Genomic DNA, 653 nt, shown 5'->3' on the forward strand with positions numbered 1-653 from the left:
ACCAGCACGTGCACGACCGGCGGGTCTTCTCGCGCTGGTCGCCGCAGCAAATTGCCGCCAGACTGCGGCAGATGCCCGACGCCGAACGTCCCGGTCTGGTCAGCCACGAAACGATCTATGCGACCATCTACGCCCAGCCGCACGGTGCCTTGAAGCAAGGCATGGTCGCCGCGGTGCGCCAAGCGAAGCCGGCGCGTGGGCGCCGCCGCACCACTGCAGCGGCCCGGAGTTTCGTGCCCGAGGCCTTGCGGATCCAGAACCGACCGGAGCACATCGAGCATCGTTTGCTGCCCGGGCACTGGGAGGACGACTTCATCAAAGGCGCCTACAACCGCTCCGCGGTGGGCGTGCTGGTGGAGCGCAAGACGCGCTTCGTGATGCTGTGCCGTATGGATGGCTGCACAGCGGCGGATGCGGTGGAGGGTTTCACTCGCCAGATGAAGAAGCTGCCGGCCTTGCTGCGCGAGAGCCTGACCTATGACCGGGGCAGCGAAATGGCCAACTTCCAGGAACTGAGCCGGCGGCTGAAGATGGACATCTGGTTCTGCGATCCGCATGCGCCGTGGCAGGGCGGCAGCAACGAGAACACCAATGGCCTGCTGCGTCAGTTCCTGCCGAAAGGCAGTGACCTGTCGCTCGCCAGCCAGACGTTG

The 653-nt window shown here is 65.7% G+C and carries 1 protein-coding gene; it reads left to right on the top strand.

Annotation, left to right across the window (positions count from 1 at the left end; genetic code table 11):
• A partial coding sequence (locus tag CR938_RS14335) for an IS30 family transposase (protein WP_162125625.1) occupies positions 1-653 on the top strand: 653 nt, incomplete at both ends.

This window comes from Pseudoxanthomonas taiwanensis, from assembly GCF_010093135.1.
GTDB classification, from domain to species: Bacteria; Pseudomonadota; Gammaproteobacteria; order Xanthomonadales; family Xanthomonadaceae; genus Pseudoxanthomonas; species Pseudoxanthomonas taiwanensis.